17 protein-coding genes and 2 pseudogenes are annotated in these 25,213 nt (G+C 57.9%); 13 read left to right on the top strand and 6 right to left on the bottom strand.

Translation table 11 applies throughout. From position 1 onward, the window contains the following. Positions 1–25: 25 nt before the first annotated feature. The 4 genes from H4I97_RS18950 to H4I97_RS18935 form a co-directional block, all read right to left on the bottom strand. On the bottom strand, positions 26–4,003 hold the full coding sequence (locus H4I97_RS18950; protein WP_182308417.1) for a tetratricopeptide repeat protein: 3,978 nt from the start codon (positions 4,001–4,003) through the stop codon (positions 26–28). Between the two features lie 172 nt (positions 4,004–4,175). After that, positions 4,176–7,685 carry a hypothetical protein gene (locus H4I97_RS18945; RefSeq protein WP_182308416.1) on the bottom strand — a complete coding sequence of 1,170 codons (3,510 nt, stop codon included), beginning with the start codon at positions 7,683–7,685 and terminating at the stop codon, positions 4,176–4,178. Between the two features lie 403 nt (positions 7,686–8,088). Next, positions 8,089–9,435, bottom strand: coding sequence for a hypothetical protein (locus tag H4I97_RS18940; protein ID WP_182308415.1), 1,347 nt, complete (start codon positions 9,433–9,435; stop codon positions 8,089–8,091). Further along, positions 9,419–10,993, bottom strand: a complete 1,575-nt coding sequence (locus tag H4I97_RS18935; protein ID WP_182308414.1) for a hypothetical protein — start codon at positions 10,991–10,993, stop codon at positions 9,419–9,421. The genes H4I97_RS18940 and H4I97_RS18935 overlap by 17 nt, the downstream gene beginning before the upstream one ends. 408 nt (positions 10,994–11,401) lie before the next feature. Here H4I97_RS18935 and H4I97_RS18930 point away from each other — a divergent pair, with 408 nt between their 5' ends. Together H4I97_RS18930 and H4I97_RS18925 are read left to right on the top strand one after the other, a co-directional pair. Then, positions 11,402–12,076: an XRE family transcriptional regulator gene (locus H4I97_RS18930; RefSeq protein WP_182308413.1), complete on the top strand. Its 675-nt coding sequence runs from the start codon at positions 11,402–11,404 to the stop codon at positions 12,074–12,076. After that, on the top strand, positions 12,077–12,685 hold the full coding sequence (locus H4I97_RS18925; RefSeq protein ID WP_182308412.1) for an RES family NAD+ phosphorylase: 609 nt from the start codon (positions 12,077–12,079) through the stop codon (positions 12,683–12,685). Here H4I97_RS18925 and H4I97_RS18920 read toward each other — a convergent pair. Further along, positions 12,672–12,881 carry a transposase gene (locus H4I97_RS18920; RefSeq protein WP_244658867.1) on the bottom strand — a complete coding sequence of 70 codons (210 nt, stop codon included), beginning with the start codon at positions 12,879–12,881 and terminating at the stop codon, positions 12,672–12,674. The genes H4I97_RS18925 and H4I97_RS18920 overlap by 14 nt on opposite strands. 296 nt (positions 12,882–13,177) lie before the next feature. Here H4I97_RS18920 and H4I97_RS18915 point away from each other — a divergent pair. After that, a pseudogene (locus H4I97_RS18915) lies at positions 13,178–13,312 on the top strand (transposase domain-containing protein); the annotation flags it as partial. 85 nt (positions 13,313–13,397) lie between these two features. On the opposite strand, the gene H4I97_RS18910 reads toward H4I97_RS18915, so the two are convergent. Then, the gene (locus tag H4I97_RS18910) at positions 13,398–14,267 is read right to left on the bottom strand and encodes a DMT family transporter (RefSeq protein ID WP_182308987.1); all 870 of its coding nucleotides are present in this window, start codon (positions 14,265–14,267) and stop codon (positions 13,398–13,400) included. A 202-nt stretch (positions 14,268–14,469) separates the two neighbouring features. Between H4I97_RS18910 and gcvA the strand changes: the two genes are divergently transcribed. The 10 genes and pseudogenes from gcvA to H4I97_RS18860 all read left to right on the top strand — a co-directional run bounded on the left by gcvA (position 14,470) and on the right by H4I97_RS18860 (position 25,201). After that, positions 14,470–15,381, top strand: a complete 912-nt coding sequence (gene gcvA / locus H4I97_RS18905) for a transcriptional regulator GcvA (RefSeq protein WP_182308410.1) — start codon at positions 14,470–14,472, stop codon at positions 15,379–15,381. 508 nt (positions 15,382–15,889) lie between these two features. Then, positions 15,890–16,546 carry a GntR family transcriptional regulator gene (locus H4I97_RS18900; protein WP_182308986.1) on the top strand — a complete coding sequence of 219 codons (657 nt, stop codon included), beginning with the start codon at positions 15,890–15,892 and terminating at the stop codon, positions 16,544–16,546. Between the two features lie 365 nt (positions 16,547–16,911). After that, a pseudogene (locus tag H4I97_RS18895) lies at positions 16,912–17,621 on the top strand (GntR family transcriptional regulator). Then, positions 17,618–18,529, top strand: a complete 912-nt coding sequence (locus tag H4I97_RS18890; protein WP_182308409.1) for a dihydrodipicolinate synthase family protein — start codon at positions 17,618–17,620, stop codon at positions 18,527–18,529. Before H4I97_RS18895 ends, H4I97_RS18890 begins: the two are co-directional and overlap by 4 nt. Then, a complete protein-coding gene (locus tag H4I97_RS18885) occupies positions 18,522–20,039 on the top strand; it encodes an aldehyde dehydrogenase (protein ID WP_182308408.1) in 1,518 nt (505 codons plus the stop codon). The genes H4I97_RS18890 and H4I97_RS18885 overlap by 8 nt, the downstream gene beginning before the upstream one ends. Further along, a complete protein-coding gene (locus tag H4I97_RS18880; protein ID WP_182308407.1) occupies positions 20,036–21,379 on the top strand; it encodes an NAD(P)/FAD-dependent oxidoreductase in 1,344 nt (447 codons plus the stop codon). The genes H4I97_RS18885 and H4I97_RS18880 overlap by 4 nt, the downstream gene beginning before the upstream one ends. Positions 21,380–21,456: 77 nt before the next feature. Further along, a complete protein-coding gene (locus H4I97_RS18875; RefSeq protein WP_182308406.1) occupies positions 21,457–22,308 on the top strand; it encodes a glycine betaine ABC transporter substrate-binding protein in 852 nt (283 codons plus the stop codon). A gap of 88 nt (positions 22,309–22,396) precedes the next feature. Further along, complete coding sequence (locus H4I97_RS18870; RefSeq protein WP_182308405.1) at positions 22,397–23,488, top strand: quaternary amine ABC transporter ATP-binding protein; 1,092 nt, start codon at positions 22,397–22,399, stop codon at positions 23,486–23,488. 10 nt (positions 23,489–23,498) lie between these two features. Next, positions 23,499–24,347, top strand: coding sequence for an ABC transporter permease (locus H4I97_RS18865; protein WP_182308404.1), 849 nt, complete (start codon positions 23,499–23,501; stop codon positions 24,345–24,347). Then, positions 24,344–25,201 carry an ABC transporter permease gene (locus H4I97_RS18860; RefSeq protein ID WP_182308403.1) on the top strand — a complete coding sequence of 286 codons (858 nt, stop codon included), beginning with the start codon at positions 24,344–24,346 and terminating at the stop codon, positions 25,199–25,201. The genes H4I97_RS18865 and H4I97_RS18860 overlap by 4 nt, the downstream gene beginning before the upstream one ends. Positions 25,202–25,213 lie beyond the last annotated feature (12 nt).

The following is a 25,213-nucleotide window of genomic DNA, read 5'->3' as shown; positions in this document are numbered from 1 at the left end:
GCGGCGGCAACCGTTCTAGCCGATCCTATCGGAGGCCCTGAAGCATGCTGACGAGCTCTCCATCCAGCGGAATGGCCACGTGCTGACGCATTGCCAGCGTCAGTTCCGCAAGCCCGCGTGTGCCGGATCGGCCTAGCTTCTTGAGAGCCTCGATCGTCTCGAGGGCTGCGTTCGGACTTCGCAGGCGAAATCGTTGGGATTGGACGGCGTTTTCCCACTGGGCCATGGCCCACTGATACGCCATTTCCATGATCTTGCCGGAGGCGTCGGCCGCCCGCATACCGATCAATCTGATCACGATCATGAACAGGTCGTCTGCCGAGAGCGGGCATTGGTTCACGGCCGCCGAATACACTACGCCCATGGCATTGCTCTCGTTGTCGTTATCGGGGCGCGTGATCCTTTCAGCGCGGAATTGTTCAACGTCCTCCGGCGCAAGTGCTGGCGGCGTGAAGGAGGTCTGTAGCTCAAGAAATTCCGGAACTATCGCGTACCGCCCGGCAAAGATTTGGTACCCGATAAACATCAGCGCTGACGACGTCAGGAAGCGTTGGCGCTTAGTAAGTGCGCTAGTCGCCAGAGGCGGGACACGCCCTCGGGGAGAGTTATGCGGATTGATTTGGAACGTTAGAGAATTCATCCAAACGCGCCCAGCGGCGACCTTGTGAACAGCATCGCAGAATAGCGATGCGTCGCCCCGGACAAAGCTCAGCTTCAACCGTTCCTCATTGAACACATAGTCCGCGAGGGTTGGGATTCTCTCATCCCATTGCGATGATCTCAGGCGGTCACTGATCGCCGAGCCTGCGTCCAATTGGCCTTCAAGCTGCGAAAGCAACAACCAGACAAAGTCCAGCGGGCCGCTGGTGAGACCCTGGATGCCCGGGTGAGGGCTCGGGTTGCTGTTGAGACCCGGCACCATAGCGTATTCGAAATTGGGATCCGGGCCTTCCGGCCGCAGTCGATCCAGCATGGTGGCAACCGTATGGGGGATGGAAGCACGCAGCGCCTTTTGCCGAAGTCCCGCGTTTTCGTCGACTTCCTCCAGTTTCGACATCGACCGATCGAGAAGGTCGATGACCCGAGGTCCGTAACGATCGTAGAATGCTTCCATTGCTGCATCGGCCAGCAGTCCGGTCGACATGAGCTGGAAGTCGGGCTGCTCAATCTCCGCAGCGATCCCAGCGGCCTCCTCAAAATACCGGCTTGCGGCTTCGTGGCGCCCCAAATGCGAATTGCCCATGGCGATCTCGCGCAAGAGGTGGGCCATCTCGACATCCCGCTTCTGAGTACCAGTTAAAAGGGCATCTGTTATTTCCAATTGCTCTTCATACCGACCTACTCGATACAGAATCCTTGCCCGGTTCCTCTGGATTGACCACCAGTGGCTGGGTAAGGCCTCGAATGCTTCCGCTAGAACCTCGAGACCGCGCTCGGCATCGCCGACGTCTTCATCGCTGATTGTCGCAGCGGTTTCATACGCCGCGGAGGCCACATCAAAATCACCAAGTTCACGAGCTTTTGCGGCCAACTCCAGATATTGCGACACCATGGGCGCAACATCGCGCCCGCCGTTCGAAAGGGCGAACCGCCAAGGCCCACGGACCGCGATCGCCTTATCTCCAGGCGTGGAGGTAACTTCGGTGAGGAAGAACCGCCTGTCCTCGGGCTCCAGTTCAGCCATTTCGTCCAGCATCCTGAACAGGCTTTCCATGTTCTGAATCAGTGTGATTTGGAAAGCGAACAGCGATCTAACTATGTCGTCGGCGGTCCTCGGCATTCCCTTCGCATGTTCAAAATTGGTCTCGACCTGCCTCAGGACCGCGCTGCTATGACGGAGGGAGGCAATACGAGCGACCATGCCCGGCAATTTGTCGAACGTTCCTTGTGCGATTGACAGCTTTGTCAATACGCCGAGATAAAGAATGCTAGCGTAATCCTGGTCGGGGAGATCGCGCAGCTCCTCTTCCAGAGCCACTAGGGTCGGCGCCAGCTTCTTTTCATCACGTTTCGCTGCCAGCAAAATGACCTGCAGGGCTCTCAAACGCGCGGAAACTTCCGGTGCCTTGGGATAGATCTTCCGATCGACCCCATGGACGAGCAATACTCCGCACGCGAGAGCAATCCGTGGCAATTCCGATCGGGGCGCTGAGAATGTGGCAGCGAAAATGGCATTGAGGATATCCTCGGCTTGTCCAATCAGGGCGTTAAGCAGCGCTCCTTCCACCACATTGACGTCAATCATAGCGGTTGAAATTCGTAATCGCGCGATCTCGGCGTTCAAGCGAACGACCACATCCGGATCGAATGTGTCCGTTCCCAATCTCGAGACGAGCGACGAGGCTCTGAACGTGTCCAGAGCGATCGTATCGATCCAAGGGCCGATGAGGCGATCAAAGGCGTTGCCGGGGCTGGATAGTGGAGGTTTCTTTCCGCCAAGGGAGATTGCAAACTGCCGTGAGAACGGTCCGATGCTTAGAGTGAGCCGCGCGAGGAGATTCAACGCGTCCTGCGGCAGCTCTCCGAGCAGTCGAATGCGGATTTCCTGTCGGAGGCACTCGATGTCAGAATCCGTTCCGGAGAGCGCCGCGAGGTTAACCACGTCTTCCTTCGGCCACCCGCGTTGGCGAAGCCCCAATACTAACGCGTGCGCAAGCTGTGGGTGGCCGGCTGTTGAACCAACATAGGCGTACCTGCCGAAGACGTTGGGGTCGCCACCTTCCATTGCCACAAGGTCGTGCACCTCTTGCTCGGCGAAATCACCGACGGCGACCAGAGCCTCTATATCCAAGCCAAGCTGAGCCAACCGTATAGATGTCGGAACATGATGGGACGTAATGATGACCCTGGTCCCGCTTCGACGTGCCGCCGCCATCAAAGTCTGTAGTGCACCTTGCACTTCAGGCGACGCTACATAGCCGAGGTCATCGAGGATGACGTCGGAAGAAACTGAGCCCGTCAGCTCTGTAGCCACGCGTCTGATCTTGGCGCCGGTGGCGGTCGCGTCTAAATTGGTGAGGCGGGCGACCTGCCAATTGCTGCCTGATCCGGCGGCGCTTATAGCGGCCAGTGTGCTCTTGCCGTAGCCTGTGCCCGCGTGAAGCCAGGCAGCCCCATGACTCTCCAAACTGCTATGCACGGCAACGACCAGCGCTTCTCGGGCCACCGCTTGGTAGAGTGGTTGAGAGACTGGTTCAAGGGGCTCCGATCTCGCTACGAGCTTCGTAGAACCGTCGTTGAATGCCCCCTCCAGCATTCGGTTCAACAGAACGGTCGGAACACTGGTCTTCACAACTGAATCGAAGAGCAGGATCAGATCCGCTTTTGTCAAAGGTGGGCGTGGCGCGCTAACGACGGTGTCTAGTATGCGGCTTATGATCTTCGTCGCGAAGGTATCGGCGAACTGGGTGGGTTCGTTTTTCTCATCGCATCGGTAGACGGCAAATTCGAGTAGGCTTTGCTTCAGGTCGTCAAGCGGCGGCTCGCCGCATCGCCAATAGATCCTCTCGAGCAAGCCCGACCGCAGTTCGTCTGCCGACGCAGTGTTGAGGAAGGCCTGGGCAGCTAGCTTCAATGGCAGTTGCCTCAAGCGGGCGCGAAGTGGCTCGACATCGGCGCCGGCTGCGGCTTCCTGCCAATACAAAAGCCCCGGCATGTCCGAAACTAAGTCTTTGTTGGCGGCCTCTCGGCCGATTGACGCAGTGGTAAGGTATTCAATTGTGAGCGACTTGCCGGGATTTCTAGTCTTGAGATCGAAGAAGGAATCGATCGTGTCGATCACCGCCTTCGAATTGAGGGTTATCGACGCCGTCGTCGCCTTCACCTGAACCGAATTGAGCCGGTTGGCGGCCAAGGTTGCGTAGTCCTCGGCTACTTCGAGATAGAGGAGCCCGTTTTGCGACAGCGTCGTCCATGCGAGTGCGCTCGCATAGAGCTGGTATGCGTATCCACGCAGACTCTCGACTGCTTGCTTTGTAGGATTTCCCTGTACGAACTCGTCCATACCGCAGTTAGACTCGCGTGCACCCAACATCCCATTCTACACGCGAGCTCGGCTGCAGGTCATAGTTGCTGGGGCCAATTCACAGCTTTGCTGCAAATATCCGCCGGAGACGCGCACGATAGCAACCGTTACTACGCATTTGCTATGGTCCGCTTGGTTTAGATGACTTCTATCATTCGGCCGCTTTCTTCCTTCCACGTTTGGCAGGTTTAGGCGCCACGTCTTTCTCGCCGGCCGCAGGTGCCGGGTCGTTCTTGGTAGGCGGAGGCGCCGGGTCCTGCCTTGCCTGCTTAGGGTGGCCAGCAAAGACGTGCATTCTGCGGTGCCTGTCGAGATTGACTTGGCGCTGCCATTCCAGTGTCAGTGTGCCTCTATCGGGAAATTTTTCACTAGGCTCATAAGACACTTCAATTGGAAGTGCATTCGGGTATCTATGAAACGAAACCTCTGTCAAGATTTCCTTCGGAAAAAGCCACACCTCGCTCGAGGCGAGGTCGAACTCATAAACCGGGGTATCGTTCACGTGGAAGACGTACGGGCCGGGATAAGGCTTTTCTCTGATTTCGATTGCCACTCCAGAGGGCAGTGAGCTTTCCTTCAGCCAACTGGATCGCCGCCATTTTTCGAGAAATTCGATCTCGCCGAAAGAGGGTACGACGAGCAAAGGTGAATCGCCCTCGGCCGATATTGCGCGGGAGCTGCGGAGGAACTGATCGACGAAGTCCTGCTCGGTGGCGAAATCGGTTCGTACGATGAGATCGATTGTTCGGGCGCTGTCGTAGATCGCGCCCAGCAGGTTTTCGGCCACCCCTGGTGACAGGTACTCTCCCCAATCGGTGTCCGAAGAATGCCCGGTGGTGTCATCAAGTTCTACGAGATCCAGCTTTGAGAAATTGCCGACGCGAAAACGTGCTTTCGTCAGCGTATCTTCGGTCCAGCTCAAGGACTTGAACGGTGCCAGCGGAAATTGCGAGTTCTCTTTGGAAAACGGGCTGATTGACGAAGCCCTGGCTATCGCCCGAAGACGTTCGTTCGATATCTCGAGCGTCCGTATCAGGTCTGTTCGATGAGTGTCGGCTTCCGCGGATAGTCTTGACAAGAGCTTTCTCAAGGCGTCGAGGCGGTACTTCAGTTCGCCCTCGATTTTCGCGTCAGGTGTTTCAGTGACAACTGCGAAGACACCCGCTACCTTGGCCGGATCGATGCCTTCGATTTCCGCAACAGCGGAGCCTGCGGCATTTTTAAGCCGCTCGACCGCGTTGAGATCTTTCAGGAACGGCTCAAACCGCGCTATCGCGGCGGCAATCACATCGTCATCCCCGTTGCAGCGGCTTGCCGCGAACACCAGTTCTGCGATCGAGACGACATCGATGCTGGCGCCCGATCGAACATAAGAGCGGCCTGGAATCATGGGATTACTTGTGTGAGAATCAAATCTATCAGCGATACTTTCGAGCGTCGATCTGTAGGACGCCTTGGCACGTGGCTGCCGGATATGGGAGCGGACGAAGTAGCCGAGGTAATCACCCATATCAGTCATGAACGCCCCGCCGCGCGAACGCTCTCCATCGGAGGAGCGACCTCCGCGCATCATCCTCTTTGCTGCTTCCAAGGTACTGGATTCGCCGGGAGGCGCTGCATGGAGGCTCCATTGAAGGAGAAAATCTAGCGCAAGCACGCAAGTGTCTCGCCACAAGTTGAGCAAGACATGCCGAAATACTGCATCCTCCGTAATCGCCTCGTTTGGTTCGCCGTGTTCGGCGAGAAGAGACGAGACCGATGGCCAGTCCATTTCGAGGAGTGGCCGGGATAGAAGAGCCCGTTGCACCGGGTTCCAAAACGCGTGTCGACCCCCGCGGTCGTCGATTCCGGAATTCCACCGAAGCAGTTCGTCTACCCAATGTTCCACTCCGTCGCGGTCGCCGCGGATGCTGGCCTGTAGTGCGAAATCGGCGGTGAGAAGCAGATGCTGATGAAAGCCCGGGAAGAGCTTTCCGAGTTCAGTCCAAGTCGTCGAAGCCTTTGCCTTCGGCGAGAGGCGATAATTCAAGAGAGAGGTCCACGATCCGACGAAGGTGCGGAGGTGGTCGAGATAGAGATCCCGCTTTGGCTGCTTGAGGATAGCGCCCTGCTGGGCGCCGTGCTCCAGGCCCTGTTCATCGGCTTGCAACGACCACCAGTCAGAAAGCCTGAACACGAGGACGCCTTGCGTCGTAATAACTTCATCGAGGGTAGCTTTTGAAGGAAGGGCCAGCACTGAATCGAGAAGTCCGCCGCCGATGTGCGCGATCGCGGAGAACGCCACGCGGTCTTGCTCAGCAATGCGGAGTACCTCCTCGAACGCAGTGTGAAAGGAGCGCGTCCAGCGGGTGAAGACCCGGACGCCGAGGCCCTTTTCAAGCAGCGCGTAGTTGATCGGCTCACCGTTCAAGTCGACGGTCTCGGCCAGGGAGAGCAATTCTCCATAGAGATCGGCGACACTCTCCAGATTCTTCTGGAACGTCCTGGAGTCCCCTCCCCTTAGGTCGGCTATCGCGTTGGTAATGAGCGCCGCCAGTATCTCCGATGTGTCAGAGATAGGCGTGTCCTGAAGTGCTGGACGGAAATCAAAAGCACGGGAGACTGCCCACCTCTCAGCAGTGCTGAGATCCTTGCCGTGTTCGATTGTCACGACATCGACGACCCCCTCATACCACTGTCCAAGATGCGGGGATACCCACAGATGGGGCACATCGCGGTGCCGATTTTTTCGACCTCGGAACTTGGGTTGCTGCAGCCGCCACACTTTGAACAACTGCAAGAGAACTCTCGAGTTGACGTCCACAAGTTCGGAACGCGTCGGGACGGTGACCTGAGCTTGGACCTTTCCGCCATCGTGGCGCCACATACTGATTTCCGGTTCCGATCCAAAGGTGTCGTCGGTTTTGTCCTGCCACCCCAGGCCCATGAATTTGTAGATGGCGAGGTCCGAGCGGAGCTCACCTGGAAAGATATCGAGGAAGGTCTGCCGCCGGATGGCGGCCTCGAAATTGGGGCGATGTAGAAGCACGTATACCTGCTGCATGAACGCGCAGATCACGATGAGGTTGAAAACGAGCCATACGACTTCTATCGCGCCAGCAAGCGGCGGAAGTTCTATGCCCGCAAGCACCGAAACGGCTTCGTATCCTACAACCCATATGAGATAGAGTGCGGAACTGAGGGTGATTAGGACGACGCGGGTTTCCTCCATGAAAAAACGCGCCGTGTTTTCTGCCAGCTTCTTGCCAGATAGGACAAACTCGTGAAGGACCACAGCAAGCGGAATGATCAACGCGAGGACCGTCGCTTGCACAGTTGCGGATATCGCGTGAAAGTCCGAAATGTCTAACGGATCTTCTGGCGAAACGTCGAATGTCGATGCTACCTTCCAAGGGTTGACGTAGGGCCAGAACGCAGTTCCGGCGGTAGCAAGGAAAATCACGATAACGTAAATTTTTCTATGGCGGTCGATGTGCCCTAGAATGCTGCGCCATCGACCATAGCGATAGAGTGCGTAGCGCTTGTTTTTGCGTTGAAGCGACGCGATCTCGAGAGCGGCTGCTCCGCGAATTGAATGCCGTCCCCAGGGAAGGATCGCATAAACGATCAGCAGCGCGACGTTATAGCCGATGACCAGTGCGTGCCGCGCCTTGTTCAACATGCTGAGGGGCTCCTATGGAATGATTCCGCAAGTTAGAAGTTCGGCGCCTGCTGGTCTATCAAGTTGCTTTTAGCGGTGCACACACAAAGTGAGAGACTCGGCGCCGAGGAGACACTTGTCGTGATCAGATAGGCGGCTATCGCCCTCCCTTATCCGCGAAGGACGACCTCGGAACGCTACTAAAAGGTATTTCTGCATTTCAGTTGGAAGTCTCAATTGATATTAAAAAACTGCCTGCTTGAAGGCCAGGGTAATAGCGGGTCGATGGCTCTGCTCCCATCAAGTCCTTTTGAGGACTTGTTCGTTCGTGCCGTCGAGATTTCATTGAGTTGTACTTTTTTGACGGGACACGCTTCTCTGAAGTCGAGCGCTTCAAAAGCTCCAAAAATCTATAGCGCTGAAGTTAAACCCAAGCGTACCTGAGATCGTGGTTCCACAATATTTCGGTCAGCCCTAGCCGAATGGCATGGGCTGCGGCAAGCGCCAACGCCTGATAATGTCCCATGCGAAGGTTCGTCGCTAAAACCTCTTCGTTACCGTCCATCATGTATCCGATATGCGCCAAGTCGTTCTTTTCATCCTGGCCGATTAGTTCCACCTGGACCCAGACAAATCGTCGAGGGAGCTTTTTTACGGTCTTGGCATCTCTTGCTGCGTGAACCAGCCTGCTTGCCTTTGCTCCGTAGGCTTCATTGGCAGCGTGCCTCAAGGATTGCGTTCCCGTGAAATCGGGGTGACGGCGTTTCCACGCCTCCCAACGGCCTCTTGAGATATCAATAGGGACTACAGGTTTGTCGGGCGTACCGGTCGCCATGGCCTCTGCAATATGGGTATTCCAGGTTTCGAGATCCTTGAGCAACGGCTCATCTCTCAGTGCGGGTCGAATACGGCGATACTCGGACTGGGAGAGGCAAGGAACTGTAACTGCAACGCCTTCGACCTCGTTGAAGGTAACGCTATTGCGGCGGGGGCGGTGTTCACCATAGAATTCACTGTGCGCTCCCATTGACACGGCAGGCTTCACGTAGGTACGCCCATCCCAATTGAACACGGCATCCATTTGGGCCACCTTCCCGGCCGCTTGCCCATGCTTGCCTTGAACAAACTCGGTCATGTGGCGTTCGGCGAGATCGTTCCAACATTCTCGGAGCGTTTCAAACTCGCGAAAAGGTCGCTCACTATGCATAGTCACACAGTCAATTGGCCACAGGGCGTAAGTGTCGAAGCCATCGCTGTGCAAATAGCATCCTGCCACAACCACCGCATCGATCTCGTTCGTATCATTTTTCGCTCGCCCAACAACGTGATCAAGTAACTCCTCATGACCCATCGTCGTCAGCCCGTTGTTGATGACAAGCATAACCGTTGTTGCGCTCGGGTCGATTTCGCTTTTTGTCTGCTTTAACTGGCCGCTTGCCGATCGCACCGCGTTCTTGATTGGCGCACGCATGATATTGGCGTAGGTGCGCCGTCCGCTATCGTCTAGTTTCGTCGGATCAACGACGATGACGGGCTTGTCGATATCGAGGGGCCGAAAAAGCTTGGCAATCTTGGCCTGTGCCTCCGGCTTATCCAGCCGCTCGTCCTCAAGAAGCTTGAGCTCAATGATCGAGTTTCCCAAAAGGTAGTCAGAGTTTCGAAGAGCTCTGCGATCTTCATCGGGATGGGCCCGCTTTCCGCCTGCAGACATCACGACGAAATCGATGTCGGCCTCTTCGGATAGTGGTCGTATTCTAGGTAGGTTGAGCATGGCGTTCCACCTCCAAGAGGCGACTCATGATCATCGTCGAACCATCTGCGAGGTCTTTGATATACGTTTCGTACCGTTCGGGCGGGAGGATCGTCAATTCCCGCAAATCGAGCCGTGTCGAAACGAAGCGGGACCGTCCGTCCGATGTTTCCCGTTTCATATCCGCGTCGACCACCCAAACGATGATCTGAGATGCCAGCAACACATAGTTCGCGTGCACCGCCTGTATCTGGTCGCCGACATGCGCCGGCAGATCACCCTCCACCTCAAACCCGAGAGGCGTAAGCAACTCCTCGTCGGTCAAAAGGGTATAAACCGAACCGATTTCCTCTACTTGAGAGAGAAGATCAGAGAGACTGATTTTTGGCTCATCTGCCACCCCAATATGCTTGACCACGGTAGTCAACATGCCGGAAGCAGTCAGTCCCTGAAGGACAAAATCGCGGGGAGCGCCGTTCACGTTGCCCGAGACCCGATGTCGGATCGTTCCGATCGCAGCGGTCCCCGGACGGATCTCGATCGTGGCATCCTTATGCACAAGCGCATCTGCCATGAGGAAATAATTCCGCCATTCCGTTGGGCTTAAAAGGGGTGTGTCGGGCTTCATCGTCTGCGACTGGAAGCTGAAGTTGCTACCACGTATGACAATCTCAAAGCCATCCGTCACGATCCGTGCGGCAAGATCATCGGTCTTCTGCGACGGGGCGAAGAAGATCTCGCCATCGAAAACGGCAGGTTCGGCGAAGCGATCGCGGCGGATCGTTAGGACGCAGGTATCAGCCCGCTCCGGCTGAATTTTGACCTCGCCTTCTTCTGGAATGTCATCCTTTTCAAGAGTGATCCCGAAACGGGTCGAACTCACCTTCACGTCTCTTACCTTGACGGGGATAATGCCAAGGAAGACATCGGCCAGTTCGTTCTTAGAGTTCACGTCAAAGGTGAGATTAATTTTCCCGCCTTCCTGGCCGAGCACGCACAGCTCCTTGTGTTTTGCCGCCTCGTAAGCAGTTACGCTTGGGCCGATGGCATCGAGAAGCGCCTGCTTGAAGCTCTCGCCATCTGTGCCGATCGTTCGACCCTCGCCACTGGCGGTAAGATACAAGGTGGCACGATTCACCTGAAACCGCTTGGCGGCGTGTTCCTCGCGCAGCTTTTTGAGCACCTTGGCGAGGGCATCGCCGCGCATCTCGATAAGATGGGCCGAGGTCGCCTCTAGGGTCTCCTTGCTGATCTTCAAAACGTAGATGAACGAAGGCCGGCGGTCCTTGGCCAGCCGCTCGATTGAGGACAGGCGAAGCTTGATGCGGTCATTGGAGTCCCACATCGTCTTTTGCTGGACAACGCAGGAAATCGGGTTGCTTCTGGCATCAAGGATGCCGGGATTTTTATGGTCGAGATTGAACTCGACGATGAAATCCCACCCACTGCGGTCGCGATCAGCCTTATTGCAGATTAGTTTTGCATCCGAGCAAAGGGCCTGGAAGGTATGCTCGCCTTTGTTTCCCAACTCATCGCTGTTGAGTGGATTCTGCTCGTCGTCGTCATCTTCGTTATTCATGAGGCCTCAGCAAATCACACTCGTACCTGAAATCTTGGGAAAGCAGTATCGTCCCCAAGCCGCAGCTCAATCAAGCCTTGGTCAACGGCGTCGACTCTGATTGGCTGCCTGTCGGCGATACCATTGGCGGCGGTACCCGACTTCGCACGCCATCTAGAGAACAAAAACGCATGACAAGAATATCCAACGCTTCGAATTGAGCCCATAAAACAGTTGGTTAATCGAACTTTCCAAGGCGTCCTAGGTTCATATCCCTTCAAGGCGGGGGTGCAACGGATGCCGAAACACGAGGCCGTTTCGCGAAAGACCGCTGCGTGGATGGAAAAGTCTTATGCATCTTTACAAACTTAACAAACTTGACCAGTTGTCTCGTGTCGCCTATCTTTAGATCACGGAAGGTTGGTTGTCATGCCCGTCACGAAAACAACAGCAAGCGAGCTCAAAGGCGAAGCTCCTAGCATCGCATTCTCGATGAAATTACCCCGGAAGGCGGATTTCGAGAAAGCCCTCCTCAAGCAGTATACCAAGGCTGTCGAACTCAGCCAGAAGGCTGGTCACCAAGTTAGCTTCCGCGTCGTTGTTGATCCACTCGCCGGGGCGCAGACGATTTCGATTGTCGAGGAAGACCCGTCGGAAGCGGAACATGCATTTCCGGTGGAAGAGGCTTCCAAACCGGACGAAGAACTCGCCGCTGCTTTGGCAGCTGCGCGGGAACGCGGTCGCCGTCGTGTCGCGGAGATCCTGAGCGATGATGATATGCTGAGCGCAGACGCGTTTTCGGATCTCTTGGGCGTTTCGCGGGTCACGGTCAACACGAAGCGTCAAAGCGGACAAGTGCTTGGCCTGGACGGTGCCAAACGTGGTTTTCGTTTCCCGGTGTGGCAACTCGATGACGACGGTCGCCCTTATGCCGCGCTACCAAGACTGCATGAAATCTTGGCAGGATCTTGGGCGGTCTACCGCTTTCTAGTCTCGCCACATGGGGCGCTTGACGGTCGCACGGGACTCGATGCCTTGAAGCGAGGTCGGGACGCCGATGCGATTGCCGCAGCCGAAAGTATCTCCCGCGGTGACTTTCGCTAAATGACCGGTATCAAGCCGCCTGCCGGTTTCGAACATTCGTCGCTCGATCTCGAAGTCGTTCTTCCAGGGTCTCGTTTCGGCCGGATCTATGCGAGCGCCTTTCCCGACCCGTTGGGTTTTGGAAAGACGCCGAGCCGATTCAGCGATCCACGCCGGCGGGACGCCGCAGGGCGGTTTGGTGTGCTCTATTTGGGCGATACACTCAAAGTGTGCTTTCTGGAGGCCGTGCTTCGCGACCGCCGCGACGGTCTGATTGGAGATCTCCCGATTGAGGAGAACGAAATTCATGCACGGCGGTTCGCTGAGATCGAAGCGACAGAACAACTTCGACTTGTCGATCTACGCGATGATCATGCTGTCAGAATGGGAGTTCCGACAGACGTCGCGAAATCCTCGCGCCAAAGCTTGGCGCGTGCGTGGTCGCTGGCGTTTTACGAGCACAAGTCCCTACCAGACGGTATCATCTATCCTTCGCGGCTCAACGGACACACGAACATCGCGGTATTCGGACGCGCCGTTTCAAAACTCGCTCCGGTACGGATCGTGCCCCTAGTAGGAGCGACGGGCCTTGCCGCTGTGATCCATGACCTACGGGTCAGCTTGGTTTGAGAAACCAGCGACAGAGGCGCCAATATAGCGCGGCGACAGGAAGAGACGGCAGGATCCCGATTTCCCGCGCAAATGCCGAGACGTTCACGCTCGGCTGACAGGCTTGCTCGACCGCAGTGGCCTTGAACTCGTCCGACCAGAACCGCCGCAGCTGCCGCGGAGCACCATCAAGGCGACTTGGCACTGCCTCGATCATTCGTATCATTCCAAGGCTAGCCATCGACCCAGACATAGATCCTCACAGTCAGAGAAGTCGTATGTCCGAAATACTTCGCTCAGCATCACCCGCGCCAGATGGGGTCTCCTTGCCGCTCTGATGTCCGCTGTCAACGTTGCAGACGTGTCGAGTCGCTCGTTCCGTAGGAACGCTTGCGGTGGATAGCTTGCGCATTGGTGGAGGCGGAACTGAAAGACGTCGGTGATCAAGCTCTGATACGCGGGTTGCCGTCCCTGTCAGAAGACGCACTCGGCATAGTTCGTCGGTCGGAATAAACCTGCAAGCTCAACGCCGTCGATCCGCTGGCTTATCTTACCGCTACACTCACTGCCGTCGTGAATGGACACAAGCAGGGCCGGATTAAGGAGCTGCTCCCTTGGATGCACAAAAGCCGGGAACGTCGGGTCTAGGGGCTCAGACAAAAAAAGACCCGCCACGAATGGCGGGCCAAGCGCCGCTCCTGGGAGTCCCAAGCGGCGGGGGATGGTTTCGACGTCAGACCGGAACCGGTTCGGATTTGCTCCGCTTTCCAGAGGCTGCCAGGGCAAGCCCCACCAGCACGAGAGCTACGCCTGCTGCAAACATCACGCCCAGCGGATCGCCGAACAGGAAGGCGCTTGCGGAGATGCCGAAGACTGGTTGCAGGTACTGGACGCTGGCCGCGACGCGGGCGGGGACGACCTTGAGAAGATAGAGCCAGAGGATCAATCCGACGACCGTCACCATCACACCGAGGTAGACGATGGCGAGCACCGAATGGGGTGTAAGTTCGATAGAGTGATCCGTCATTTCCCATGCTGCGAGTGGAAGCATGGTCACGAGCCCGGCCAGCATGTTCCAGGCTGCGACAGGCATGAGGCCGTAGCGGTTCGTAAGCTCCGCGCTCCAGATGTAGTAGATCGCAATGCCAACGGCCGAGACAAGCATCCATATCACGCCCGACGCTGTCGTCCGGGACATGTCATCGACACCGGGACCACTGCCGACGGCCACAAGGGCGAGGCCTCCGAAGGCTGCCATCAGACCGCACCAGTGCACCCAAGTGACCGGTTGCTTGAAGCGTATGGCAGCCAGAATGACCATAAAGATCGGAATGGTCGCGGATAGAATGGTGCCGACCGAGGCGGAAGTTCCCTGAACACCAAAAGACTGCGCGACGTTGCCAAGCGTAATGCCCATAACACCGAGACCCACCACGGACGGGATGGCCTCCCTTGGCAGTTTCAGCTCCTTGCGTGCGAGGAACATGAAGAGCGGCACTGCGACCATGAAGCGGAGGGAGGTGAAGGTCATTGGCGGGATTGTGCCAAGGCCGAGCTTGGTGATCGGTATAGACAGCCCCCACATGAGGGCAAGAAGCAGCATGGCAAGCAGGCTCTTGCCCGAGATCGAGTAGCTCGGCGCATATGTGTTTGCGATGACGACCGCTTCACTCTGGACGTGTGACAAAGGCTGGACCCATAACAGGATTGGTGTGTGTTCAACCAACGTGTAGTGTTCCTGACACGCTTCGAACAAACCATTTGTTCTCACAGCACGCGTGAGCGTTGGTCACCTATGGATTATCATGTCGGACAATCTTCCTCCTTTGCAGACACTTCGCGCCTTTGAAGCGGCCGCTCGACGCCTCAGCATGACATTGGCGGCTGAGGAACTGCATCTGACCCACGGTGCGATCAGCCGGCAGATCAAGTCGCTGGAAGACGATCTGGGCGTGCCTCTTTTCCGCCGTCTGACCCGTCGGATCGAATTGACCGAGGTTGGGCAGTCCTTCTACGGCACCGTCACGCGGCTCCTCTCCGAACTCGGACGCGAAGCCGAAGAGATACGGCGCAGAAGTGACACAAACCGTCTTGTCATCAGTTGCGGCATTTCCTTCGCCAGCAAATGGCTCACACCGCGTCTTCACCGGTTGATGGCGGAGCATCCGCATCTCGATGTCCATCTCGAAGTGACCGACGCAGCCGCCGACTTCTCGTCCGGGCATGTCGATGTCGCGCTGCGCTATGGTGCCGGGCAATACCCCTACGCCTCCGCCGAGCGTGTCATGAATGAATACGTGTCTCCCGTCTGCTCCCCGGATTGCCGTGAGAAGATGGGCGGGTTGCACCGCGTCGAGGACATCGCAAGGTGCCAGCTTATTCATGAGATTGGGATGCTCACGACTTGGGAGCGCTGGTTTGCAGCGATGCGGCTCCCGTTTCCGGGCACGCGCGGTCCTGGCTACAGCCATGGCAGCATGTCGATTGACGCTGCCATCCGGGGTGCCGGTGTCGCACTCGGACGCAGTGTTCTTGTTGCCGAGGACCTTGCCGCCGGAAGGCTCGTGTCGGTGTTCCCGCAGGCAAAGCTGGATGTCGAATGGGGCTATGATCTGCTCTACAGGACTGGCAACCGAGACCATCCGAAAGTGGCGGTATTTCGCGACTGGATCGACGGAGAGGTTCGCCTTTCTTCTGGCCTTGAATCTCAGCGTTAGAGTTTATCGCAGCGAAGAGAGACACGCCCGTAGACCGTTTGGGAACATGGCCATCATACTTAAGGTGGCGGTGGAACACCGCTCTGACGTCCGTTGTCAATGCTCTGGGCGTGTGCAACCGCTCGTTTTGACGAACGACTATTCATGGTGATGATCGCGTATGGGTGGAGGCGGAACTCAAGGATGTCGGTGATCAAGCTCTGATGCGCGGGTTGGATACCGCATTCCCGATTGTGCGTCCGGATACGCGTCGGCGGCGAGCAACGCTTCCAGCATCTGCAGATATTCATCACGGCTGAGGTGGGCTTCGAGTTTTCTGTCGACCTCCTCATGTGATGTTCTCGATTGTTCCTCTATGACACGCTTGGCTTTCGGTCGTGCCGCCGTGGGCGAGACTCATTGATGTTCCGGTCCGAAGCCTGTGTACTTTCCATACACGCCGATTTGACAGCCCTTTGTCCTCATGCCACGAGCTACCTTGATGGTTCTCTGGACTGGAGCTTCGGGTTTGAAGGGTGGAAAGAGCGGTCTGTACGAAGATCTCAAACGACAGATTCTGACGATGGAGCTGGATCCGGATCAGGATCTGGATGAGGCCAGCCTGAGCGAGCAGTACGGATTGTCGCGGACGCCGGTTCGGGAGATTTTCCGCACGCTCGAGGGCGAAGGGTATATAGACATCCGCGCCAATCGCGGGGCGCGCGTGAGCCCGATGAGCCACGAAAGTCTCAGGCAGTTTTTCATGGTCGCTCCGCTCGTCTATGCGGCGATTGGGCGACTGGCTGTACAGAATTTTCGGCCGAAGCAACTGGATGAGCTTTGCGCGACCCAGGAGCGATTCCGAGCCGCCAGCCAGAGTGGCGACGCGACAGCGATGGTCATCGAGAATAACAGATTCCACGAAATCATCGGCGAGATGTCCGGCAATCCTTATCTGCAGCCTAGTCTTCGTCGTCTGCTGATCGATCACGCACGGATTGGCAAAACCTTCTTCCGTCCCCGAAACGAGGACATGCAGGAGCGGTTGCGCCTGGCGGTAGAGCATCATGATGCATTCATAGAGGCGATACGCGAGCACGACGAAGACCGTTTTGTGAAGCTGGTATTCGATCATTGGGAACTTTCAAGAGCCAACATGGAGCTCTTTGTGGCCCCCGGGAGCTGAAGGCGGACTTCTTGCCTGAGGCAGCTCCACAGTCTTAGTGGCTTCTCCGCGCATCCGCGTTCGACAATCGATCTTCCTAAATTACTCCCTGAAGTCGGGCGGCTGAAGAGGCGCGCTCGGCTTCTCGGTGGGCGCAGTCCAGTGCCAGAACTCCGATTCTGCGCCCGGGCTCCGGCCAATCTACCTGATGGGCCGTCGTTCGCAAGTGATGGAAAATATTGCTCTTTTAGATTTCCTGTCTAGGGATCCTGAGATTGAGTTTTCTCGAAATACTATTTGTGTAATCTGCGTATACAATTCTATTGACTCGTGACGGGTCTCGTGAGAGCTTTTTCTCGAAGGGGAAATTCACTCGGGAGGCTCGGATGAATGGCAGCAAACACGGGCTCTACGAGGAGCTCAAGCGCCAGATTTTGACGCTCGAACTTGAGCCCGACGATGTGCTCGACGAAGCGAGCCTGAGTGAACAATTCGGCCTCTCCCGTACACCGGTTCGCGAAGTCTTCCGGCGTCTTGAGGGGGAGGGGTATGTCGACATTCGCGCCAATCGCGGTGCGCGCGTCGCGCCTATGAATCACCATGCTCTGCGCCACTTTTACCTCGTGGCGCCGATGGTCTACTCGGCCATTGGCAGACTGGCAGTCCAGAACTTCAAGCCTCGGCAACTCGCTGATCTGCGCGAAACGCAGGAGCGCTTTCGGCAAGCTCATCTCGAGGATGATCCGCTCGCACTGGTTCTGGAGAACAACCGCTTTCACGAAATCATCGGCGAGATGTCGGCGAACACATACCTGCTCCCCAGCCTCAAGCGCCTGCTCATCGACCACGCCCGGGTCGGATACACGTTCTTCCGCCCCGCGACGACGAAATGCGAACTCGACTGATTACAGCCGTTGAGCATCACGACGCATTCATTGAGGCGATTGCCTCTCATCGAGAAGACGCCGTCGTCGAGCTGGTGTTCGCGCACTGGGAGCTGTCCCGCGGGAACTTGGGAATGTTCGTGGCGGCAAATGCAATCGAGGCCGACTTCGGCAACGAAGGTTCAGCCGTGTTCATGGAGAAAGCGTCTTGAAGTTCGAAGGTATCTACACGCCTGCCATCACGCCCCTGACGCCTGACGGCGAAATCGATCGCCCCGCCTTCGCGGAGGTTCTCGAGTCGCTGGTGGAGGCGAAAGTCCACGGGATCATCATTGGAGGGTCCACGGGAGAATACTACGCGCAGTCGCCGCAGGAGCGTCTGGATCTCGCAGCCTATGCCAGGCAGGTGCTCGGCTCCCGCCTTCCACTGATCATCGGAACCGGAGCAACGCGGACCGAAGATTCGGTCATGTATGCGGCAGCAGCCCGGGAAATCGATGCCGACGCGATCCTCGTGACGTCTCCGCCTTATGCCTTGCCGACGGAGAAGGAGAACGCCGTCCATGCGCTGACGGTGGATCGCGCGGCGAACCTTCCCATCATGCTTTACAACTATCCGGCCCGAATGGGCGTCATGATGGGCGACGAATTCTTCGCCCGGGTCGGCAAGTCGAAGAATGTGAAGGCAATCAAGGAGAGTTCGGGCGAAACCTCGAACCTTCACCTCTTGGCGCGGAAGTACCCCCACATCGCACTCTCCTGCGGATGGGACGATCAGGCTCTTGAGTTCTTCGCATGGGGAGCGCGTAGCTGGGTTTGTGCCGGCTCGAACTTCCTGCCGCGTGAGCATGTCGCCCTCTACGAGGCCTGCGTCCTCGAGAAGAACTTTGACAAGGGAAGGGCCATCATGTCGGCCATGCTGCCGCTGATGGACTTCCTGGAGACGGGCAAGTTCGTTCAGTCGATCAAGCATGGCTGCGAGATCATCGGCCTCAAGGCTGGTCCTGTCCGTGCCCCACTGCGCGGCCTCACCTCCGAAGAAAAGCGAACCCTCCAGACAGTCGTCGCTACCGTGAAGCGTACCGTCGCCCAGATTACCTCGGGAGCCAATTATGCATGAACCCTTGACCGCGGCCGAATACAAGGCAATCGCTGCCACCCTTCAGTTCCCGTCGGGGGCCTTCATCGACGGCGCGTCCAGGCCCGCCAGCTCGGGCAAGGTTTTCGAGACCACAAACCCGGCGACAGGCGAAGTGCTGACCGAAGTCGCAGCCTGCGGCGCAAGCGATGTCGATTTCGCCGTTTCGAAGGCGCGTGAAGCCTTTGAAGATGGCCGTTGGCGGCAGCAGTCGCCCGCAGAGCGGAAGGCCGTGCTGCTTCGTCTGGCGCGCCTTCTGGAAGACAACCGCCACGAACTTGCGGTGATGGAAAGCCTCGACAGCGGCAAGCCCGTCCGCGAGTGCCAGACAGTCGATATCCCGGATACCATCCACACCATCCGCTGGCACGCCGAGCTGATTGACAAGATCTACGACAACACGGCGCCGGTGGGCGCAAACGCGCTGACCATGGTGGTCCGGGAGCCGGTTGGCGTCGTCGGCTGTGTCCTGCCGTGGAACTTCCCCCTGCTCATGCTCGCATGGAAGATCGGTCCGGCACTGGCCTCCGGCTGCTCGGTCATCGTCAAGCCGGCTGAGGAAACCTCTCTGACGACCCTGCGGGTTGCGGAACTCGCGATCGAGGCGGGCCTTCCGAGCGGTGTCTTCAATGTGGTGACGGGCGGCGGCAAGGAGGTCGGGGAACCGATCGGCATGCACATGGATGTCGACATGGTGGCCTTTACCGGGTCGACTCCGACCGGCAGGCGCTTCCTGCGCTATGCGGCAGACTCCAACCTAAAGCGCATCGTGCTCGAATGTGGCGGCAAGAACCCGGCCGTTGTCCTGGCCGATGCCGAGGACCTCGACCTTGTTGCCGAGCAGGTCGTGAACGGTGCTTTCTGGAACATGGGGGAGAATTGCTCGGCAACCTCGCGGCTCATCGTCCAGGAAAGCGTAAAGGACGAACTGCTGAAGCGGATCGGCGAATACATGCGCGAGTGGAAGACAGGCGATCCGCTCGATCCGGAGAACAGGATCGGCGCGCTGGTCAGCAAGGCGCACTTCGACAAGGTGTCTTCGTTCTTTAAGGACGTGAAAAGCGAAAGCCTGGCGGTCGCACATGGTGGGCAGACGCTTGAAGGCCGTTACATCGAGCCCACTATAGTCGACGGTGTTGATCCGCAGAGCAGGCTGTTCCGGGAAGAGATATTCGGACCGATCCTGTCCGTGACGACGTTCAAAACCGTTGCCGAAGCCGTCGCGCTCGCCAATGACACAAACTATGGGCTGACTGCGTCTGTTTACACCGCCAGCCTGAAGAATGCGATCCGGCTGTCACGGGAGATCCGGGCCGGAGTGGTGACCGTCAACTGCTTCGGGGAGGGCGACGCCAGCACTCCGTTCGGCGGCTACAAGGAGTCCGGCTTTGGCGGGCGCGACAAGTCTGTCTTCGCGCATGACAACTACTGCGAACTGAAGACCATCTGGATCGATCTTTCTGACCGCGCGGTGGACGAGACAATCCGATGAGCACTCACCCCGTAAAACGTCTCCCCATTGAAAATGGCAGGTCCGGGTGGGAGGCGATCAGCAAGCGGTTCTTACCCATCCGGAGCCTGGAAGGAGACGTCACTGCGGACTGGCTGATCGTCGGAGCAGGCTATGCGGGACTTTCGGCGGCCCGGCGTCTGCGACAGATCAGGCCTCAGGACCGGATTGTCATCTTGGAGGCGAGCGAGGTGGGAAAGGGCACCGCCGGACGCAATTCGGGCTTCATGATCGACGTGCCGCACAGTCTGTCTTCCAGCGAGTATTCGAACGGGGGCCTCGACGCGACGCGAATCGAAATGCAGCAGAACCGTGCTGCCATCGCATTTGCCACGGAAGCGGCGGAAGAATACGGGATGACCCGGGAGACGTTTGATCCCGCAGGTAAAATCAATGCGGCGGCCACTTCGCGCGGCATGAAACTGAATGCGAGTTTTGGTGAATCCTTGCGATCAGCGGGCGAGAAGCACTCCTATCTCGACGCGCGGCAGCTCCGGGAAATCACCGGAACGGATTACTACCTCGGAGGAATCTACACCCCAGGCGCCGTACTCATTCAGCCAGCCGACTATGTCCGGGCCTTCGCCGCCGGCCTCTCGACAGACGTGACAATCCTCGAGAACTCCCCTGTGCGATCACTGACACGTTCGGGTGCGAGCTGGGTTGCGGCATCCGATCGAGGACGTGTTTCCGCACCGAAGGTCATCCTCGGCGTCAACGGACACATCACTGACTTCGGCTTCTATCAAGGGCGGCTGATGCACATCTTCGCTTACGCCTCGATGACAGCAGCAATTCCGGAGGATGTGGCCAGGAGAGTCTGCGGGCAGGATCGCTGGGCTCTGCTCCCCGCAGACGCCATGGGAGCAACGGTGCGCAAGATCACCAGCGGTGGCCAGTCCCGCATCGCACTGAGGACCAAGTACACCTACGAGACAAAGTTGGAGACGCCCGACTGGCGGATGCTCCGCATGGCCGAAGCGCATAAGAAGGCGCTTGTTGCACGCTTTCCGGGTCTCGCGACCATTCCGCTCGAACACAGTTGGTCCGGGCGGCTGTGTCTCAGCGTCAACCACGTCCCGGCCTTCGGCGAAATTGAGGAGGGGCTCTTCTCCGCCTGCTGCGAGAACGGGCTCGGTACAGTGAAGAGCACGCTCGCGGGAATGCTGGCGGCAGAGCTGGCGACGGGAACCGGGTCTCGGCAACTTGAGGAATTCATGGATCACAAGGTGCCCCGGCGTCTCCCGCCGGAACCGCTTGCATGGCTCGGCGTCAACTCGGTGATCAGATTGCAGGAATTGCGTGCAGGGCGCGAGGGATGACCCATCGCCGCGCAATAAGTGGGGCTAGGCGCTGGACCAGCCTTCAGAACAACGGGAACTAAATGAGGAGAATGACGATGAAGGGTGTGTGGAGGGCGCTGAGCGCCGCTGCAATGATTGGCATGACAGTGTTTTCCGCTCAGGCGGAAGAGAAGTCGATCAAGGTCGGAACGATGTCCTGGGAGGACCTGACACCGATCACTGGCATTACGAAGAAGGTGCTTGAGGACGCTGGCTACTCAGTCGACGTCGTCTCCTTCTCGGAATGGGGCATCGCCTACGCGGCGCTCGCCAAGGGCGACGTTCAGATGCTTGCATCCCAGACCGACTATGTCGCTCAAGACTACTGGGACAAAAACAAGAACAAGCTCGAGAAGATCTCGCCGGTTTCCCATGGTCTGTATCAGGCGATCGCCGTGCCGACTTACGTCGACATCAATTCGCTGGAACAGTTGAACGAAAATGCTGACAAGTTCGGCGGCAAGATCGTCGGCATCGAGCCCGGTTCCGGTTTGATGCGTGATGCGTCGACTGCGGTGAAGGAATACGACCTCAAGCTCCAGCTCGTCGAGGGTAGCACTGCGGCGATGACTGCAGCGTTGAAGGCGGCCTATGATCGCAAGGAATGGATCGCTGTGACGGTCTGGGAGCCATCGTGGATGGTTCAGAAATATCCGGTCAAGTATCTCCAGGACCCCAAGGGCGTGTTCCCGCCGCCGCAGAGCTATTACTGGATCGGCCAGAAGGGCTTCTCCGAAGCCTATCCGCATGCACGCGAGGTGATCGCCAGCGTCTATGTCCCGCTCGCCGACATCACTGCGATCAACGGCGCGGTCAACGATGGCAAGACCATGGACGAGGCCGTTGCTGATTGGACTGCAGCCCATGCCGACCTGCTGAAGCGCTGGGGCAACATCAAGAGCGAATAATGCGTATGTATGCGGGCCGGAACACTCCGGCCCGCATCCGCAAACCTGAATTTTGAAGGTCGGCTAGAGCCGGACCCAGGGGAACGCGATGATCAACGCAACCAAAGATGCGGGCGAAGTGCTCGTAGAATGCCGGAACGTCTGGAAGATTTTTGGCGGGCGTGCGGCTCAGGCCGTCAAGGCCGTGGAGGAGCGTGGGCTCTCGAAGCGACAGATACTCCAGGACTTCGACTGCGTCGTAGGCGTTTCGGATGCAAACTTGCAGGTTCGCCGGGGCGAGATCTTCTGCATCATGGGCCTCTCCGGGAGCGGCAAGTCCACCTTGATCCGCCTGCTTAACCGTCTCATCGAGCCAAGCATGGGAACCATCACCGTCAAAGGTCGCGACGTTGCGAAACTGAACGCAGCGGAGCTGCGTGAGATGCGCGCGCGAAACATCGGCATGGTCTTTCAGAGTGTGGCTCTTCTTCCTCACAGAACGGTTCTGGAAAACGCAGCCTTCGGTCTGGAAGTGCGCGGTGTGCCGAAAGACAAGCGCAACAGCATCGCCCAGGCCGCGCTTGAAAAGGTCGGCCTCGCGGACTGGACGTCGAGACTGCCGCGGGAACTCTCCGGCGGCATGCAGCAGCGCGTCGGGCTGGCGCGTGCACTTGCTGCGGATCCCGAAATCATCCTCATGGACGAGCCGTTTAGTGCGCTGGATCCCCTGATCCGGCGGCAGTTGCAGGACGAGTTCCGTGAGTTGACGAAGTCGCTGGGAAAATCGGCCGTATTCATCACCCACGATCTCGAGGAGGCGATCCGCATCGGCGATCGCATCGCGATCATGAAAGACGGCGTCATCGTGCAGGTCGGCACTGCAGAAGATATCGTGACCAGCCCCGCTGACGACTACGTATCCGAATTCGTTGCAGGCATCTCCAGAGTTCACCTGGTGAAGGCGCATACCGTCATGCTGCCCGTTGCAGAATTTGCGAAGTCTCATCCCGACGTCGACATCGAATCACTCCTTACGGCCTCGCCGGAAGCAGATATCGGGTCGCTGATCGACCTCACGATGCAGTCTCCGCGAGACGCCCTTGCTGTCGTGGAAGACGGAAAACCAGTGGGTATCGTCACGGCAAGAAGTCTCCTCCGCGGCGTCGCTGGCACCCCTGACAGCGCTTGCGGCGAGGTGTGAGGGCTGGACCATGGAAATCGAAACGATCACTGACGCATTCGACACGTGGACCGACAATGCCCTGAGCTGGATCGGTGACAACGCCGAATGGTTCTTCGACTCGATCCGGGCGATTCTGGAAGGTACTTACGACGGCATACTCTGGGTACTGCAGCTTGCGCCGTTCTACGTCCTCGCGGTTCTCGCCGGACTGCTGGCGTGGCGTGTGATGAACCTGCCTGCTGCCATCCTGACGACCTTGGGTCTCCTCTTGTGCGCCATCATGGGCCTATGGCCCGAGACGATGAGCACTCTGGCACTGGTGGCGACCGCAACTGTTCTCGCTTTGGTGGTGGGCATTCCCGTCGGTATCCTCGCGGGGTTCGCCACGTCTCTTGATCGGTTCCTGGAGCCGATGCTCGACTTGATCCAGACTTTGCCGCCCTACATCTACCTTCTGCCTGCAATCGCATTGATGGGATATGGACCCGCGACGGCCTTGGCCGCCACCTTCATTGTCGCCATGCCACCTGCCATTCGACTGACTTCGCTCGGGATCCGCATGACACCGCCCGTGTTCATCGAACTCGGACATGCCAGTGGCATGACTTGGTGGCAGATGTTCGTGAAAATTCGACTTCCCTTTGCCTTGCCCAGTATCATGGCAGGCGTGAACCAGAGCCTGATGATGGCCTTTGGCATGGTCGTTATCGCTGGCATCGTCGGGTCCGGCGGACTTGGCGAGACGATCTATGGTGCCGTTCGAACGCTCGACATTGCCACTTCGATCAACGCTGCGATCGCGATCGTGGTCGTAACGATGGTGCTGGATCGCCTCACGCAGAGTGCGGCGAGAGAAACGAAGGCAGGTGCACGATGAACCCGGACGTCTTGAAGTTCTCTCCGGGATCATATCTGGCGCCTGGCGTAGACTGGCTCAATGCGAACTTTCACCCGCTGTTCAGCGCAATTACCCGCTTGATCGAAGCCGTGCTGGGCACGATCGAAGCAGCACTTCTGTTCGCGCCGGCTGCCGTTGTCATTGTCCTCGTGGCACTTGTGGCCGGATGGCTTGCCGGCTGGCGGCTGGCGCTTGTCGCTGCTGCCTCGCTCGGCTTCTGTTATCTGTCAGGACTCTGGCTCGCATCCATGCAAACGCTCGCGCTCGTAACGGTATCTGTAACCTTGTCGGTCGCGATCGCATTTCCGCTCGGCATCCTGGCGTCACGCTACAAGGCGCTTGAGGTTTCCCTGCGTCCGGTTCTCGACATCATGCAGACCGTGCCGCCCTGGGTTTATCTTATTCCGGCAGTGATGATTTTCAGTCTCGGCAGGGTTCCTGCGATCATCGCGACCATCGTCTACGGCGTGCCGCCGATGTTGCGACTGACGACGCTCGCCTTCAAGCAGGTACCCCGTGATCTTCTGGAACTCGGTCAAGCGATTGGGGCACCACCGCGCGCGATCCTCGTCAAGATCGAGATACCCGCTGCGACGCCCACACTCTTGGTCGGTCTGAACCAGTGCATCCTTCTGTCCTTGGCGATGGTGGTGCTGGCTGGACTTGTTGGAGCAGGCGGACTGGGTGCAGAAGTCACTCGCGGCCTGACGCGGATGGAGATGGGACTTGGCCTGCGCGCCGGCCTTGCAATTGTTGCGGTCGCCATTCTGCTTGACCGGGTGTCCAAGGGAGCACTGCAGGGCCGGACGACGAGAGCCGTCAGCCCTGCCTGAACGACTGTGAAA

Origin of the sequence: Ciceribacter thiooxidans (assembly GCF_014126615.1) — a bacterium.
Classification (GTDB): domain Bacteria; phylum Pseudomonadota; class Alphaproteobacteria; order Rhizobiales; family Rhizobiaceae; genus Allorhizobium; species Allorhizobium thiooxidans.
This window is presented reverse-complemented; position numbering and strand designations above follow the sequence as displayed.